Source organism: Treponema bryantii NK4A124 (assembly GCF_000421345.1).
Taxonomy (GTDB): Bacteria; Spirochaetota; Spirochaetia; order Treponematales; family Treponemataceae; genus Treponema_D; species Treponema_D bryantii_B.
In genome coordinates, this window is the sequence record NZ_ATWV01000005.1 from 19,354 (window position 1) to 34,330 (window position 14,977).

At 36.5% G+C, this 14,977-nt stretch carries 18 protein-coding genes and 1 tRNA gene; 14 read left to right on the plus strand and 5 right to left on the minus strand.

Going from position 1 to position 14,977, the window contains the following annotated elements:
- Positions 1-47: 47 nt before the first annotated feature.
- A tRNA-Arg gene (locus G626_RS0106065) sits at positions 48-122 on the minus strand.
- Between the two features lie 398 nt (positions 123-520).
- Between G626_RS0106065 and G626_RS15590 the strand changes: the two genes are divergently transcribed.
- The 10 genes from G626_RS15590 (at position 521) to G626_RS0106115 (ending at position 7,748) form a co-directional block, all read left to right on the plus strand.
- The gene (locus G626_RS15590) at positions 521-733 is read left to right on the plus strand and encodes a helix-turn-helix domain-containing protein (RefSeq protein WP_022931896.1); all 213 of its coding nucleotides are present in this window, start codon (positions 521-523) and stop codon (positions 731-733) included.
- A gap of 2 nt (positions 734-735) precedes the next feature.
- Positions 736-936, plus strand: coding sequence for a hypothetical protein (locus tag G626_RS0106075; RefSeq protein WP_022931897.1), 201 nt, complete (start codon positions 736-738; stop codon positions 934-936).
- A gap of 24 nt (positions 937-960) precedes the next feature.
- Positions 961-1,491, plus strand: coding sequence for a hypothetical protein (locus G626_RS0106080; RefSeq protein WP_022931898.1), 531 nt, complete (start codon positions 961-963; stop codon positions 1,489-1,491).
- A gap of 91 nt (positions 1,492-1,582) precedes the next feature.
- Positions 1,583-2,797 (plus strand): phage terminase large subunit, encoded by a 1,215-nt coding sequence (locus tag G626_RS0106085; protein ID WP_022931899.1) that lies wholly within the window; start codon positions 1,583-1,585, stop codon positions 2,795-2,797.
- Positions 2,798-2,816: 19 nt separating this feature from the next.
- Positions 2,817-4,013, plus strand: coding sequence for a phage portal protein (locus G626_RS0106090; protein ID WP_022931900.1), 1,197 nt, complete (start codon positions 2,817-2,819; stop codon positions 4,011-4,013).
- Between the two features lie 11 nt (positions 4,014-4,024).
- Entirely contained in the window at positions 4,025-4,684 is a 660-nt protein-coding gene (locus G626_RS0106095) for a helix-turn-helix transcriptional regulator (RefSeq protein ID WP_022931901.1), read from the plus strand.
- Positions 4,674-5,306 (plus strand): HK97 family phage prohead protease, encoded by a 633-nt coding sequence (locus tag G626_RS17345; protein WP_022931902.1) that lies wholly within the window; start codon positions 4,674-4,676, stop codon positions 5,304-5,306. The genes G626_RS0106095 and G626_RS17345 overlap by 11 nt, the downstream gene beginning before the upstream one ends.
- A 73-nt stretch (positions 5,307-5,379) precedes the next feature.
- Positions 5,380-6,687 (plus strand): phage major capsid protein, encoded by a 1,308-nt coding sequence (locus G626_RS0106105; protein WP_022931903.1) that lies wholly within the window; start codon positions 5,380-5,382, stop codon positions 6,685-6,687.
- Between the two features lie 174 nt (positions 6,688-6,861).
- Positions 6,862-7,356, plus strand: a complete 495-nt coding sequence (locus G626_RS0106110) for a hypothetical protein (RefSeq protein ID WP_022931904.1) — start codon at positions 6,862-6,864, stop codon at positions 7,354-7,356.
- Entirely contained in the window at positions 7,356-7,748 is a 393-nt protein-coding gene (locus G626_RS0106115) for a hypothetical protein (RefSeq protein WP_022931905.1), read from the plus strand. The genes G626_RS0106110 and G626_RS0106115 overlap by 1 nt, the downstream gene beginning before the upstream one ends.
- On the opposite strand, the gene G626_RS0106120 is transcribed toward G626_RS0106115, so the two are convergent.
- Positions 7,745-9,085: an MvaI/BcnI family restriction endonuclease gene (locus G626_RS0106120; RefSeq protein WP_022931906.1), complete on the minus strand. Its 1,341-nt coding sequence runs from the start codon at positions 9,083-9,085 to the stop codon at positions 7,745-7,747. The two genes, G626_RS0106115 and G626_RS0106120, sit on opposite strands and share 4 nt — an antisense overlap.
- A gap of 121 nt (positions 9,086-9,206) precedes the next feature.
- Between G626_RS0106120 and dcm the strand changes: the two genes are divergently transcribed.
- The 3 genes from dcm to G626_RS0106135 are packed head-to-tail and all read left to right on the plus strand — an operon-like array spanning position 9,207 to position 11,801.
- Positions 9,207-10,490: a DNA (cytosine-5-)-methyltransferase gene (gene dcm / locus G626_RS0106125; RefSeq protein ID WP_022931907.1), complete on the plus strand. Its 1,284-nt coding sequence runs from the start codon at positions 9,207-9,209 to the stop codon at positions 10,488-10,490.
- A gap of 17 nt (positions 10,491-10,507) precedes the next feature.
- A complete protein-coding gene (locus G626_RS0106130) occupies positions 10,508-10,972 on the plus strand; it encodes a hypothetical protein (RefSeq protein ID WP_156003198.1) in 465 nt (154 codons plus the stop codon).
- A 1-nt stretch (position 10,973) separates the two neighbouring features.
- Complete coding sequence (locus G626_RS0106135; protein WP_022931909.1) at positions 10,974-11,801, plus strand: hypothetical protein; 828 nt, start codon at positions 10,974-10,976, stop codon at positions 11,799-11,801.
- A gap of 9 nt (positions 11,802-11,810) precedes the next feature.
- On the opposite strand, the gene G626_RS0106140 is transcribed toward G626_RS0106135, so the two are convergent.
- Genes G626_RS0106140 through G626_RS0106150 form a run of 3 tightly spaced genes read right to left on the minus strand, consistent with a single transcriptional unit; the run spans position 11,811 to position 14,591 of the window.
- The gene (locus tag G626_RS0106140; RefSeq protein ID WP_022931910.1) at positions 11,811-12,740 is read right to left on the minus strand and encodes a DUF2971 domain-containing protein; all 930 of its coding nucleotides are present in this window, start codon (positions 12,738-12,740) and stop codon (positions 11,811-11,813) included.
- 45 nt (positions 12,741-12,785) lie between these two features.
- Complete coding sequence (locus G626_RS0106145; RefSeq protein ID WP_022931911.1) at positions 12,786-13,658, minus strand: hypothetical protein; 873 nt, start codon at positions 13,656-13,658, stop codon at positions 12,786-12,788.
- Positions 13,659-14,591, minus strand: coding sequence for a hypothetical protein (locus tag G626_RS0106150; protein ID WP_022931912.1), 933 nt, complete (start codon positions 14,589-14,591; stop codon positions 13,659-13,661).
- 128 nt (positions 14,592-14,719) lie between these two features.
- On the opposite strand from G626_RS0106150, the gene G626_RS0106155 reads away from it, so the two are divergent.
- On the plus strand, positions 14,720-14,962 hold the full coding sequence (locus tag G626_RS0106155; protein WP_022931913.1) for a hypothetical protein: 243 nt from the start codon (positions 14,720-14,722) through the stop codon (positions 14,960-14,962).
- Positions 14,963-14,977 lie beyond the last annotated feature (15 nt).

Sequence of the window (14,977 nt, forward strand, 5' to 3'; positions counted from 1 at the left end):
TACTGCGTTAAAACAAAAAAGTTCGTCATCTCTGACGAACTTTAGTTTGAGACTGACACGATTCGAACGTGCGACCCCCACCTCCGCAGGGTGATGCTCTAATCCAGCTGAGCTACAATCTCAGACTTTGTATAACTCAGAAGCACTCAGTTATACTGTATCTAAATGTATATTATTACATTTTAACGATTTATGCAACTGATTTGTTTTGAATGTTTTTGAGTGGTTTTGAGTGATTTAATTTTTTACTGAAATCGTTACTGAAATCCCTTCTGAAATGATTTCGAGGATAAATTTTTGGCGAAGATTCCGACCCCCACCCCTAACGGGTGATTTTTCACCCATCAGAGGTGGGGGTCTTGGTTTATCTCCGTTTGGTTAACAGATGTTTGCAGATACTTAATACTAATTAACTAAAACAAAGCATAAATTAACACATAGGAAATGTGAAGCGGATTTATTATTGAGCCATAACGAAAAGCGTTGTGGCTTTTTTATTTAACACAAAAAAGGAGCTTGTATGACGGACACAGAAGATAAAAATCTGGATTTGCTTTCGGTTGAGGAAGCGGCTGCTTACCTGAAGTTTAGCACTGCCTTTCTCTACAAGCTTTGCAAAGAGAATAAGATTCCGCATGTGAATTATGCGAGACACATTCTTTTTCGTAAGTCTGATTTGTATAACTGGCTTGGTTCGATGGTGACTTATGACAATTCAAAAATGGAGGCGTGATTATGAGTGACAGCAAAGTGATTGAAATTAAGAAGGCTGTAAACGAGGCTCACAAATACCTTGAAGAGACGGCTTTGGAAAAACAGCACGGTGACATTGTTGTGACTATTACGATGTTTCGTGGAGAACCGGTAAAGCTTACAACAAGCTTTTGTGAACATTTGGCAAAAAGACGGACGACCAGTCTGGTCGTGGAGAAATAAACCAGCAGGCAGGAGGTGATACAGGTGGGAGATAAGGACACTGTTAAGACCGCAGACAGTGAACTTAATAAAGGCAGTGAGCCGGTAAAGTCTTGGGAGAAAAAATTAGACGATGAGTCTCCTAAGGCTTTTAAGGCTTTCTGTCTTTTCCGTTCCATGGGCTATAAGCGAAGCATTAAGGCCTGTATGGAGTTGAACGGAATAGAGCCTAAGAAGTATGGCTCCTGGGCGCGTTATGCTCGTCTCTACCGTTGGAATGAGAGAGCTGCTGAATACGACGCATACATTGCAAAGGAGACTGAAAGAGAGATTCTGGCTGAACGTGTTGAACGACGAAAACGCCAGATGGAAATGTTGAACGGTTTTGATGAGCTTGTTCAAAAAAGAATTAAGACTTTGAAGCCGGAAGATTTGAATGCAGACGGAGCGATGGATTTGCTTGAACGTTCTGCAAAGCTGGACTCGTTTATTACGGGTGCAGATAAAGAAACAGCAAAGCAGCCGGTACAGGGAGAACTGGCGATTAGCTTTGTTGATAGCTTTAAGGATTTGTAGACCGGAACAGCACAGCTGTTCCGAGCCAGGATGGGGGATGAGCCTAAAAAATGCAGTGCATTTTTTTTAACGGCTCTTCGATTGTAGGCATATGACGACAGAAGTTTTTAAGCCGACTAAGGTGCAGAAAAAAGCTTTGGAACTTTTGAGTTCTGGAGCAAAACATATTCTGCTTTTTGGCGGTTCGCGTTCTGGCAAAACTACTGTTCTTGTAATGGCGATTATCTTTCGTGCCTGCAGGTACCCGGGTAGCCGCCATTTGATTTGTCGCTTTAGGGCGAAGGATGCGAGGAGTTCTGTTCTTCACGAAACTTTGATTCCGTGGCTGAACAAAACTGTTGGTGTAAAAAATTATAAAGCAAACGTACACGATGGTTTGATTACCTTGTGGAACGGAAGCGAGATTTGGATTGGCGGGCTTGGTGATAAGGAACAGGTAGACCGCATTCTTGGACACGAGTATGTGACTATCTATTTCAACGAAGTGAGCCAGATCTCCTACTCCGCTATTACTACTGCCTACAGCCGATTAGCGATGAAAGTCGAAGGCTGCAAGAATAAGTTTTTTTATGACTGTAACCCGTGTTCGCCGATGCACTGGGCTTACAAAGTTTTCATCAGAAAGATTGAACCTCGGACTGATGAGAAATTGCAGAAGCCGGAGCTTTACGCAAGTGAAGTTTTGAATCCGATGGATAACGCTGAGAACCTTGATGAAGATTACATCAGCGACATCCTGGATAACATGCCGGAAAAACAACGGGCACGATTCCGCGACGGTCTTTGGGTAAAACCTGAAGGAAGCGTTTACGAGAAGTTTGAAGAATCTATGATTCTGACTCGGGACCAGCTGCCGGAAGAGTTTGACTGTTTTACAGGCGGCCAGGATTTTGGACTTCATATTGCGGCTGTGAAAGTTGGCTGGGTTGGAGAGACGGTTTATGTTGTTGCTGATTTTGGCGGCTTCAACATTACAACAAAAACCAGCGTGGAACAGCAGCAGGCAAAGAACTGGTATGACGATTGCTTCGTTACCTATTGCGACCCGGCTGGTGGCGAGCGAATACAGGAAGTGCCTGGAGGAGTAAAAGCAAATAACTCTGTGGATGCAGGGATTGATTACATAATTGCAAAAATTGAACGAGGACAGTTTTTTGTTTGTAAGGACTGCACCGGCGTTCTTGGTGAAATATGGGATTACTCTCGGGATGAGAATAATCAGATTGTAAAAGTTAATGACCACTACATGGACGCTATGCGTTATGCCATATTCAGCGCAGCGGCCTCTGGAGTGGTAATGGTCTGAGGATTTACCGATAAACTATATGGGACTTTTTAAGAGGAACCAGAAAGAAAAAAAGTTACGAAGCTTTTCTGAGATAAATAACGAAACTGTTGCAGATGACTTTTCTGTTCGCGAAAAGAAGACCTGCACGGATCCTTATTTACAGCATGCGTGGGTTTCGGTTTGTATTGATATTCTCACAAGAAATGTTGCGCGGGCTGAATTTGAAATTAAGAAAAACGGAAAGAAAGTAAACGATTCTAAGCTGGCACAGCTTTTTAACTACCCTAATAAAAGTCTATGCAGGTTTGATTTATGGAAGCAGACCTGCGCCTGGTGGAGCCTCGACGGTGAGGCGTTCTGGTGGTTTGGCGAAGACTACTGCTGCGGCATTCCAACTGAGATTTATATTTTAAATCCAAGGAACATGCAGCACGTTGTTGTAGACGGAAAGATTACCAAGTGGGTTTATACAGAAGGTGGAACGGGGAAACCTTGTATAATCCTTCCTGATGAAATAATCCACTTTAAGGACTGGAATCCGTGGAATGAATATCGCGGGGTTAGCCCTTTGGTAAGCTTGGGTCTTGAAGTCGAACAGGATTTGCTCGCTGCCAAACAGAACTCCGGACTTTTAAGAGAAGGTGGTGTGCCTAAGGGGCTTTTAAAAACTGACCAGATTCTTACAGAAGCAGAAGCTGAAATCTTAGCGAGAACTTGGGACTCAAAATATGGTCACGGTATGAAAAACCGCGTGGCAGTATTGGGTAAAGGTACAGAGTACCAGCCGCTGACTTTCAGCCCCGATGTTCTGAAGCTTTACGATATGAAGAAGTGGAACCTGTATACACTGCTTGCGAAGTATGGCATTCCGCCTAGAGTAGCGAACATACAGGATTCTAAAAGTTCCCTTAGTGGTACCGACACAGACAGCCAGCACAGAGCATTCTGGAACTTTACATTAATTCCTTTATTAAAAAACTTTGAGCAGATACTCGAAGTGCAATTCTTTCGTCGTTTCAATCTTTCAGAAACCGGCGAGTTCAATTTAAATAATATCCCTGAATTACAAGAATCTGAGGATGCCCAGAGCAACAGGGATATTGCAGAAATCAATGCTGGCCTTAAGACAATTAATGATGTTTTAAGACAACGAGGAGAAAAGGAAAAACCTTGGGGCGACTGCTGGTATAAGCCCACATCCTTAACAGCATACGACTCTGCCCCATCACAATAAGAGGGTTAAAAATGGTTAAAGTGATTGTAGGTATGACTGACGATTATACCAAAAAACTGACTATGGAATGTGTGTCTAAGGCGTTGCCAGAGGCACAACTTATTGACGGCTCTAGTGATATGGAGATTTTTTATCATTTACAAAAGTCTGAAGATGAAATCATTGTAATTTTCGACAGATTCTTTTTAAGCTACATTTTGAAATTTACGCTGATTTATTTGAAAGCGATGAACAATCGGATGAAGATTGTGTTTTGTGAGAGAGGAAGCTGTATCAGAGAATTTGGATTGCGTCTTTACGAGCTAGGAGTAGACGGATTTATCTGCGGCATTGAACACGAAGACCTTTTTGTTGCAAAGCTTAAGAAGGTCGAAAACGGAGATAAATGTTTTCCTGATGAGATGAAAGATTCTGACGGGTATCTGCAGGTTAATTCTGACAGAAAAGGCTGTGTTGAAATTACCTGTGCAGAATTTACTGTGGGACTTTATTTGGGCAAAGGCTTTACGAATAAAGAAATCAGCAGGATTACAGGATTCTCAATTAACGCAGTTAGAAATCACGCACATTGGCTGAAGAAGAAAATCGGTTTTAAGTGTCTAAATGACTTAACGGTTTTGAATCAGCGCTATGCTCATCTGGATATAAGGAGTTGGCATCTTGGTAATTAAAATTGATGGTATTGAAAACAAGGAATTTGGAAAGGACAAGAATCTTTTCTTGAGGTTCCTTAAGGAGAACACGAGCTCTGGAAAAGTGAGTGCCCAGGTTGAGGTGTTCAAGGCTGTGGATGTGCAGAAGGATTCTTTCCATTGGGTAATGAGTACCTTTGATACGGACCGTGACTTTGAGAAAGTGGATCCGTGCGGATGGGATTTGAAAAACTATCTTGCTAATCCTGTTGTGCTTTGGAGTCACGACTATAGTATTCCGGCCATTGGCATTGCTAAAAATGTTTCGGCTGAAAAGCAGCTCGAAGGCGATATTGTCTTTAACGACAAGGAGTTTGACGAGTTTGGCTGGAGCATTGGAGAGCGTGTAAAAGCCGGAGTTCTGCGCTGCGGTTCTGTGGGCTTTCGTGTTGATGAATGTGAGTTCCTGGAAGCTCAGGACCGCGACTGTGATTTGATTTACAGAAAGCAGGAGCTTCTGGAGTTCAGTATTTGTTGTGTACCTTCGAATCCGTTTGCGATTCATGTACCACAAAAGAAACTGGAAATTGAAAGAATTATTCAGGAGAATGATTCTTCATTTTATGAAAAGGTTTGTTCAGGCTTGAAAGCCAGAGCATAAATAAAAAAAACAGAGCTGCCTGCAATTGAGACCTGGAGACAGCCCTGATTCAAGACCAACTTGGAGGTTTATCTTGAACGAAGTAATTGTATATTTGCAGCAGAAACTTAGCAATATGAAAAGCTTGGTTCCAACTGAAGCTGCAACACCGGAACAGATTTCAAAATACTTTAATGAGACAGAAGAACTCATTGACGGAATTTTGAAAATGGCAGACAGTCAGCAGACTGCCTCTACTACAGAGCTTGAAGGAATCAGAGAATCAGTTAAGGAGCTTCGTAACCTTCTTAAAAAGACTGATTCAGAAATGAAGCCTTTAACTTACCGTGATGTTTGTTACAATCTTGGTAAAGCTTTGTGCGCAGCTTGGAACAAGGATGCCGAAACTCTTGGAGCTTTGAAGTTCTGTCCGAACATCAGAGCTGAAAAATGGAACAATCCAAAAGACTTTAAGTGGGAAGCTGGCAAAGGCTTTGTACCACAGAAAGCCGTACTCGGTGAGCCAATCGGAAACCTGGCAAACAACGACCAGTATCTTATCAACCCGATTTACGAAGAGACCATCATGCAGGAAGCTGCAAAGCAGTCTGTAATGATGAATCTTGTAACCCATCGTCCTATGAATGGACCATCAATCTTCATCCCGGAAAGAGACCGCGGTGGGATTGAATTGAAATGGCTGACTTCTTACGGTCAGAAAATCGACGCTACAAAATCAAACATGCCGACAAGAACAGAGCTCAAAGCTTACACACTTGCAGGCTATGTTCCATTCTTCGATGAGTTCGGCGAAGATGTTTTTGTAGACCTTGGAAAGATGTTCCTGGAAGACTTCACCGAAGCCTACGGCCAGGAGTTTGACCGCCAGTGTTTGATTGCCGATGATGACCCATTCACAGGGGCTATCAATATGGCACAGGCAGAAGTTTGCAGAATCGAATCTACAGACGAAAGCAAACTTACATACCTCGACTTTAGAGCTGCAGAACTCAAGGTTGAGCCGGAAGAAAGAAAGTATTGCAAATGGTTCTTAAACGAAACAGTTCTGAATCATATTGCAAACATTCAGGACGACAACCACAACCCAATCTGGAGAAAACCAGGAGATGGAATGCCAGGACGCATTGACGGTTATGACGTTGTGGAATCAAGACTGATGCCGCAGCTTGCCGACCTCGAAGCCGACAGTGTGCTTGCCATCTTTATGAATCCAAAGAGAATCATCCACGGCAACCGCAAGGGAATCGAAATCAAACGTTTCGATGAAACAACAGAGGGCTTGGAATACGGCGAGCTCTTTATGCGCTTCCGAAAGCGTGACGGCTTCCTCGTGACAAGACCAAAGAAAAATATGGTCCTCCTCAAAACCGCAGAGGAATAACCCTAAAACCAAAGAGCAATATATATTGCCCTTTGGAAAGCGGGGGCGAAAAAACTAAAAACCGAAGTGAAGGCAAATGCAAGGCTGCGCAGCACCGCGACAGCGGCTTGGCCTTGTATTTGACTGAACGGAGGTTATACTTTCCTGAGCCCTGCTTTTCCAATTGGAGAGACTATGCATCCATTCCCATTTGAAGAATTACAGAAAATCTTAGAGCTTAAAGATACAGAACTCATAACAGACGAATTACTTTTTAATTCAGTTATGACAACTCTTGAAAAGAAGCTCGGTTATTCTTTAGAAGATAAAAACTACAATGAAATCCAGACAGTAAAAGATCATAAAGTTTACACAGATAATGACAACATCACCGAGATGATAAACATCATAGATATGAACACAAAAGAACGTGTTCCAAACTGCATCATAAATGGAAGAGAAATCTTCCTCCTCTCTACAGAATACGAAGATCATGTTTTGTTTTTGAATTACAATGCAGGCTTTACACCAGAAGACTTCCCCGCAGATTTGAAAGAAGTAATCATTAAACTGTTTCTCTTGAAAAAAAAAGAGTTTATTAAAACTCAGAATCACGAAGATGATTATTCTTTTGAAATCCCACAGGATATTCAGAACATAATCAATCTATATAGAAGAAAGACACTGTAATGAAAAACTTTGAACCAGTTTACCAAGAATTAGAAAATCTCCTTATCAACAAGCTTCCGGAATACATTGAGAAAATCAATAAAGAACACTATGACGGAATTATTCTAAAGGCTTTTGAAAATACAACATTGGATGAAAACTGTATCAATGCTCCTTCATTCATATTCAATATAGAAGAAACTGATTATTCTGAAAAAGACCGCATTATTGAAAATACGGTCTTTTCTATAAGTCTTGAAATTAAACTTCAGTCTCACACAGAAAATAGAATCATTTTGCTATGCCGATACCTTGAAGCCATTGAAAAAACTTTAAGCGATAATGAAAACTGGCTGGAATGTAAAATAGTAAATATTTCAGCAAATAAAATCTTTATAAGAATTGTTTTCTAAATATCTTTGAAAATATCTACCTTTTCAAATGAATCATATAGAGTTTCCAGTTTTTTCAAAGTTGTTCTAAATTGACTACGTGGCTTAGCTTTGCTTTCACCATTTTCGTCAAAGATTACCTTTATACCCGGATCATACTGAACATAACCATTAACCATTGCATTCAGGAATTTTGCGAAATCTGTTCCTTCTCCAAGATGTACGATTGGACTGTATTTATAAAATCTATTTTTATCCGAATCGACTTTAGATTGATAACGAACATAACAAGCATGATGATGTTTATTGCACCAATGCTGTAGTAAAGATGAGAATGACCATATTGCAACAGGTTCTTCACTTTGATTAATAAGCATTATACCACCTGCAGCATCATCAATTTTTTGAGTTTTCAAATTAAAGCCTGACAGTACCATTTTCAAATCAGAAACTTTGCATGGTTTATTAACCTGGAATGGGCCTGTAAAATATCGTTCATTTTCTTTTTTTGTATAATGTCCATATCTTATTGCAAATTCTTTAGCACCTATTTCGTGATAAAGTCCTTTATCTGGCTCCGGTGTCATCAAAGTTATTCTTGTTTTACTATGAGATTTTAATTCCCATCCTTTATAATCAGGAGCTGCTTCACCATTTGGAATAATACCGAAATGAGCTTCCATTGTATAACCGCCACCATTAGAAGCATTATAAGGGCGTGTACTACCATCAGCATACATTCTTACAGATTGAATCCAATCTTTATTTACTAAATCACGTAACATAAGTATTAATGAATCTTTGTCTGCAATATCATTGGATTTTAATGGAAACTGATTTAAGACTTTTCTATCTTTTTCTGGAATATTACTATATAAGGATTGTTCAATATCTTTTGCAAGTGTAGAATTTTTGGTTGCTAAATATGCATAGACTTTTTTATCTGGACAAATTCCAAGAATAAGAACTCTACCATCTTTTTGATTACTTTCTCCGCGAGCTTCTTTTGGGATTGGCTGCAAATCTTTGCTTGGTGCAGTATCACATTCACTTAAAAAGCCAGACAATCGTACTTCCGGATATTTTGGATAAAGAATTAATTGAGTATTAGGAGCTTTCGCATAATCAAGGGAATCATTTATCCAATAAAAATCCATTGGAGCTTTATAGTTTGGTTTTGCTATATCTACATATTCTTTGATTTCACCAAACGGCAATTGCTGTAAAACATTAAAGCTTCCGCCTAAATAGATTTGCTGTTTTGAATTATCATTTTCGGACAACATTTTGAATAATGCATAAGTTGCCCCCAATTTTATAAAATAATCACCAAGTTCTTTATAAGTTGAAAATCCCATTATTTTTATCCTATAAAATGAATATCGGAAAATAAAAGGAAAAGTATTATTTTATTGACAATGGGGAATAATTATTGCATAATGCAATTATAAATCCCATAACATTTGGGAGGGGGAAAATATGCAAGAAACTTTCTATCAGGGTTCAGTATCTGAACTTCTTTCACGTGTTACACAATTATATTCTATTGCTGATATTGCGACTGAATTTCAGGTAAATCAAAGTACAATACACCGTTGGATTAATGGAACTGTTGAACCAAAAAGTTTTGTTGCTGATAGATTGTTTAATATGCTTACTCGAAAGATTTCCGCAAAAGAAAATGATGAAAAGACAGGTGATTTCACTTTTATTGATTTATTTGCCGGAATAGGTGGAATTAGAAAAGGATTTGAACAGGCTGGCGGAAAATGTCTTTATACATCAGAATGGGATGAATATGCACAGAAGACATATAGTAATAATTATCCTTCAGAACATGCCATCAATGGCGATATTACAAAAGTAAATGCTGCTGATATTCCTGATCATGACATTTTGTTAGCAGGCTTTCCATGTCAGCCATTCTCAATTGCTGGAGTTTCTAAAAAGAAATCCTTAGGAAGACCTACAGGTTTCGAAGATAAAACACAAGGTACTTTATTTTTTGATGTTGCACGCATTATTCAAGAAAAGAAACCAAAAGCATTTGTGCTTGAAAATGTAAAGAATTTAAAATCACATGACAAAGGAAGAACTTTCGAAGTTATCTGGGAAACCCTAACTAAAGAACTTGGATATACATGTGATTATCATATTTTTGATGGACAGTATTGGGTACCTCAACACAGAGAACGTATTGTAATTGTTGGTTTTAGAGACAAAGTTGATTTCAAATTACAGGATATGGAGTTACCAACAAAAGGAGAAGTTAAGCTCTCTAGCATTTTACACAAAACAGATGGTACTGAACCAAGATTAATTCAAGATGGTGATAAATACTTTGACTTTGAAAACAATAAAGTTCTTGATAAATATACACTGACAGATAATCTCTGGGCATACCTGCAGGCTTATGCTCAGAAACATCGTTCTATGGGCAACGGTTTTGGATATGGCTTAGTAAAACCTGATGACATTGCAAGAACTCTTTCTGCAAGATATTACAAAGACGGCTCTGAAATCTTAATTTACCAGGGCGAAAATAAGAATCCAAGAAGATTGACCCCAAGAGAATGTGCAAGATTAATGGGCTACCCTGATGATTATATTATTCCAGTTTCTGATACAAGAGCATATAAACAGTTTGGAAACTCTGTTGTAGTTCCGTTATTTCACGCAGTTGCAGAATTCATAAAACCTATGGTTATGAAAATGATTGAAGAAGAAAAGAAATCAGAAGAACCAAAGACTATTTCTGCATAACGATGGGAAATAGTGCAATGGATATCAATTCTTCTTTTTTTACAACTTTGCTTTCTATCCTTCTTGGTGGATTATTAACTATAATAACATCCATTTTAGTTCAGTCATATAATTATCGCCATGAAAAAAAAGCCAATTATGAAGAAAAGTGTTCTGATTTTTTTGATGAACTGTTATCAAAACTTCCAATTGAATATTTCTCATCAAATCAGACAAATACAAGACAGGAACAAATTGATTATTATACTCATAAATGGTTTGAAAAAAGAACGATTTTAGCATGTTACAAAACAAAGGCTATTTTATATACTTCAAATACGATTCAGCAAAAACTTAATGATTTATATGACATTACTAATATAGCTTGCTTAAATATTAAAATTCCCAATATTGATGAGACTGGTGATTTATCATATATGGATGAATATACAAAATGTCTTAATGAACTTATAGAATTAATAAAAAAAGAGATAAAAAAATAAGATGAGTAAACACATTCAATACGGCAAAACATTTGGACTCTTCTACGATGCTTACAGAAAGTTCTGTAAAGAAAACTCACCAGACGGTAAACCTAATTCAGAAACACCAGAAATGTTCCGCCAGTGGTTTATAAAAAACTTTGTTTCTAGTATGGATGATGCTACCTGCTGCCAGCTTTTCCTGAGAGACTTAAATCACGAACTTACACACATTTATCTTAAAGATGAAAACTTGATGGATTTCTTCAAAGCAGTAGAAATCCGTGACCTTGAAGGTATCAAAACTTATATCAAAGATAATGGTTCAAGTGTTGTTTTGAATAATGATGATCTTCTTGAAAATCTTACAACCGGAATCAACTTTGGAATCTGTCTGCACATTCCTAAAAAATCACAGGGCTTTGTTTTTGCATACTCTCTTTACGATATTTCAAACGAGCTTCGCATTTTTGTAAATCATGGAATGGAACAATACCACATTTCAAGCAATGAGATTGAAGATAAAAAATCTATTGTTTATACAGATTCAGAAATTAATGAAATCACAAAGATTGCATTAAATCTTATCTCATATATTTACTGCTTCCCAGAATGTCTTGTTGATGGTGCTCCTCATGATATTAAAACTCAGAATAATCATTATTTGAATACTTCTGAAAAAGTTGTTGAAGCTGGAGAACGTTCTGAAGGTGGGCTTGTAATACCTCACTTCCGCCGCGGTTACTTCAAGCGATTAAGCAGCGATTTTTATAAGAATAAAAAAGGACAGATTGTGTTTGTGCATGAAACTATTGTAAATGGTACTGCCAAAACTCTTGAAGAAAGATAAATCATTATATTATTCCCAGCCATCAAAAAAAGGTTGAGAATCATCTACAACTGGTTTCACAAATAAATCCTCAATCAGATAAGTACTTCGGTAGATATCTCTTTTTAGCATTTTTATATCTATGTTACGCTCTTCGCAGAATTTCTTCATTTTATAAATATCATTTTTATTAATTTCATAATAATCAGAATCTGTGTAATTAAATCCTAAATTTTCACCCAGAATTACGCATTCTAAAGTATCTGCTAAGTCAATTTTGACTTTTTCAATTTCTGTATTAGAATTACCTTTTTTGTTTATGATAATGATTCGAAACTCATTTTCACCTTGCCAATCTATATCTTTTGTATAATAGTAATCACGAATATTCTCACATAAATTGTCACGAACTTTCTGTTCGTTTTTACATCGACCATGACCGAATATCTTTTTATTACGACTTATAATTATTTTTCTCATATGACTTGAATAAGCTTTATCTGTAATATCTTTATAATCAACATTTTCTGCAAAAAAGTAGTATCTAGGTTCTAAATCGGATTTTAATTTAGTAAGTAATTTATTTTTATTAAATACCAAGCAAGCACCTTTTGAATTTTCTCCATACTGTGCCCACATTCTTGGTAAGAAATAACCAGGGCGATTATTAACAGAAAAATCAACATATTCACCAGAAGAAAAGGAAAATGATTTTACCATTCTATTTTTTGTTTGTGTTAGATATTGAAAGAACCATGCTTGTTCATCAACTTCATCAGAATTGTAATCTAATTCATCTAACCCTATATCTGCCAATTCAGATTTTTCAAAAAAATCAAATTTTTTGTTCTCATATGGATCATTAGTTTGAGATATTTTATTGAACCATAGCTCGTGAGAATTAATAATAGATTTACATTTGTCTAAAGATGTGTAATGAAATAAATATTCTTTTTTCATAGTTACCTCTAATATAATATTAGAATTTCTGTTGAAATAGAATTTTTATTCACAAAATTCTTCCAATTTATCAGAAGTATAAACTGTTTTTGCAACACCATTAACCATAGTTGGACTTACAAAAACAGTTTGACCTTTCTTTTTGGTGTAAAAATCTGATGTTAGACGTTTGAAGAAACCTCTTCGGAAATGTGGTCTTACAGACTTACTTGAATCTGAACTCTGAGCCTCCAAGACTTTCTCTGAAATTGTAAGTTTCTTTGAATATTCATTTTTCACTTCATCTGGGGTTCCATCTACTACGCAATCAGGGAAAGTATGCATATAAATAATTGTATTAATTGCAAGACGCAGATATTTTAATGTCTTTTCTGCATCTGGAGTATTTTTCTTACAAAGATCTTCATAATGGTCTAACGTTATGTAACTGCAACCATCTTCGACTGCAAAGGCAAACAAAAGTTGCTTTGAATTAAAATCATATGTAAAACTAAAAGCATAACCCCGATATTTGTTTTCATAAGGAATATGAATTCCAAAACAGAAATTTGATATTTTACTGTTTTCATCAGGAATTGTTCCCATTAGGGAAATAGCCCCAGCTTTATCAACTTCGCCATTTTCAATTATATAATCAGTAAGGCCTTTAGAATCTTTTATTGGCATATCCATTAAGAAATCTCGAAGAGAACTATCAACGAAATACAGATGCAAGAATTTTTTAATAGAATCTGCATAAAACATATCACCGATAAAAATATGAGCCTGTGTAAAATTCACATGAAATGGACTTATCATATCTCGATGAATCCATTGATGAATAAACTCTTTATGAGAAATAGGAGTCTTTTTATTGATTTTATTATAACTATCCCATAACTCGGCTAATGGTTCACTATAACGGATTTTCTTTGCCATTTATTTTTCCTTAATTCTTACCCAACTCAAAGAATGTTCCAGCCATTTTTTTGTATTTGGACATTTGTTTAGAAGCTGTTGAATAGTCTGATAATCAAAAATGTTTGGATACAGTGTTTTATCAATTTCAGAATGAACACAGTAAATATTCAGATCTTTAATATCTTTATAGTCTTTGAAAGTATCTTTTGATAAATTTAATTTTACCTGAATGTATTCTTCTTTATTTCCTTTTTTACAAAGAATATCATAATCTTTGAAACTGCCACCTTTATATGCTGGCACAAAAAAGCCTTGTTCTTCTTTTAGTTTTGCTATAAGAGTTTCAAACTCAATGGATGAAAGGCATTCTAGATATTGTTCAAAGTTTTCTACTGCAACTTTTCTGTTCTCAACTAGATAATCTATTGCTTTTCTATTTCCAAAATAGGAATTAAATGTACTATTCTTATCATCTTTAGATGGCTTCTTCCAAAGTTCCTTGAATGTACCTCGTGAAAGATTTTGATTAGACTTTATTGTAGCTAAAACCAAAGGAACTTTTACAATTGGCTGTTCATATAATAACTGGATTTGAAAACCTATAACATCATCAGGATTGTTATTGTAATGTAGTGGATCAACTTTATATTTTGCTGAAGGACCTTTTAAGTTTTTCAAAGGTCCTTCTTTTTTATAAATGTAAATAAAATCTTGCTTTTTATTATCAATAATTTTTGCACCGATAGAAACAATAAGTGATTCTTCGGTATCATCATAAAACGTTTTTACAAATCTTTGAGAATCTTTAGACAAGCCTTTCTTGTCAGAAAGGAAATCTTCAATGGTGTCAAGAGAAAATATTGCTGCAAAATTATTCTGACTAATCCATTTATCTACACAGTCAAAATAATCATCTCTGCCTTCTTTGATTTGTAAATAATAGTATTTCATAATGAAGTTATCCGGATTTGAACCGACTGTTTTATTATATCATAAAATCTCAGTTTTGCCGTATTCAAAATACTATTATTTGGTATTATAATTATTTACAAGTAAAACAAGAATATAAGGAAAAATACATGCATGGACCAAAAATCCTAGATGAACAAGAAAAGATCAAGACTCTAACTTATGATTTACAGTTCATGCCAGCTGGAACAACATTAGAAACTAAAGTTCGTTGTAAGAAATGTGGTAGAGAATTTTTGTATAAGGAATCTACCGCAGTTGAATTATTTGATGTTGTAGGCTTTTATGAAATGGTATATTGCAAGCATTATCCTGAATGCAAAGGTCTTAGACAGGACTTTGATATTATTTGAAGTTTCGCCCTTTTA

Bases quoted from the DNA above. Each gene is read 5' to 3' on its own strand.
- G626_RS15590 (WP_022931896.1), top strand. From the start codon at position 521: ATGACGGACACAGAAGATAAAAATCTGGATTTGCTTTCGGTTGAGGAA.
- G626_RS0106075 (WP_022931897.1), top strand. From the start codon at position 736: ATGAGTGACAGCAAAGTGATTGAAATTAAGAAGGCTGTAAACGAGGCT.
- G626_RS0106085 (WP_022931899.1), top strand. From the start codon at position 1,583: ATGACGACAGAAGTTTTTAAGCCGACTAAGGTGCAGAAAAAAGCTTTG.
- G626_RS0106090 (WP_022931900.1), top strand. From the start codon at position 2,817: ATGGGACTTTTTAAGAGGAACCAGAAAGAAAAAAAGTTACGAAGCTTT.
- G626_RS0106095 (WP_022931901.1), top strand. From the start codon at position 4,025: ATGGTTAAAGTGATTGTAGGTATGACTGACGATTATACCAAAAAACTG.
- G626_RS0106110 (WP_022931904.1), top strand. From the start codon at position 6,862: ATGCATCCATTCCCATTTGAAGAATTACAGAAAATCTTAGAGCTTAAA.
- G626_RS0106115 (WP_022931905.1), top strand. From the start codon at position 7,356: ATGAAAAACTTTGAACCAGTTTACCAAGAATTAGAAAATCTCCTTATC.
- G626_RS0106120 (WP_022931906.1), bottom strand. From the start codon at position 9,085: ATGGGATTTTCAACTTATAAAGAACTTGGTGATTATTTTATAAAATTG.
- dcm (WP_022931907.1), top strand. From the start codon at position 9,207: ATGCAAGAAACTTTCTATCAGGGTTCAGTATCTGAACTTCTTTCACGT.
- G626_RS0106130 (WP_156003198.1), top strand. From the start codon at position 10,508: ATGGATATCAATTCTTCTTTTTTTACAACTTTGCTTTCTATCCTTCTT.
- G626_RS0106135 (WP_022931909.1), top strand. From the start codon at position 10,974: ATGAGTAAACACATTCAATACGGCAAAACATTTGGACTCTTCTACGAT.
- G626_RS0106140 (WP_022931910.1), bottom strand. From the start codon at position 12,740: ATGAAAAAAGAATATTTATTTCATTACACATCTTTAGACAAATGTAAA.
- G626_RS0106145 (WP_022931911.1), bottom strand. From the start codon at position 13,658: ATGGCAAAGAAAATCCGTTATAGTGAACCATTAGCCGAGTTATGGGAT.
- G626_RS0106150 (WP_022931912.1), bottom strand. From the start codon at position 14,591: ATGAAATACTATTATTTACAAATCAAAGAAGGCAGAGATGATTATTTT.
- G626_RS0106155 (WP_022931913.1), top strand. From the start codon at position 14,720: ATGCATGGACCAAAAATCCTAGATGAACAAGAAAAGATCAAGACTCTA.